This window comes from Secundilactobacillus oryzae JCM 18671, assembly GCF_000740055.1.
GTDB classification, from domain to species: domain Bacteria; phylum Bacillota; class Bacilli; order Lactobacillales; family Lactobacillaceae; genus Secundilactobacillus; species Secundilactobacillus oryzae.
Map to the genome: position 1 here is coordinate 1 of NZ_BBJM01000092.1, position 306 is coordinate 306.

Sequence of the window (306 nt, forward strand, 5' to 3'; positions counted from 1 at the left end):
GAGGTCGCTACATCGAATAAACTGCGTTGAAATTCCTTGTTTACACCCTTCAATTCCAATGGCGGTGGCTAGGTGAGTCTTACCGACACCGGAGGTGCCGATAAACAAAATGTTTTGATTCTCTTGGGTAAATCTTAGTGATCCTAAGTCCTCAATTGTCCCTTGGTTAATTCCTGGTTGATAGCTAAAGTCAAAGTCAGCTAACGTCTTTTCATATGGAAAGCGGGCTAGTTTAATTCTCAAATTAATCTTTTTTTGTTCCCGGTATTTAAGCTCAGCCGTTGTCAATTCGAATAAGGCATCACT

The 306-nt window shown here is 40.8% G+C and carries 1 protein-coding gene; it reads right to left on the reverse strand.

Annotation, left to right across the window (positions count from 1 at the left end):
- Positions 1–306 (reverse strand): ATP-binding protein (locus LOSG293_RS09905; RefSeq protein WP_034529941.1); only part of this gene is annotated, 306 nt, incomplete at both ends.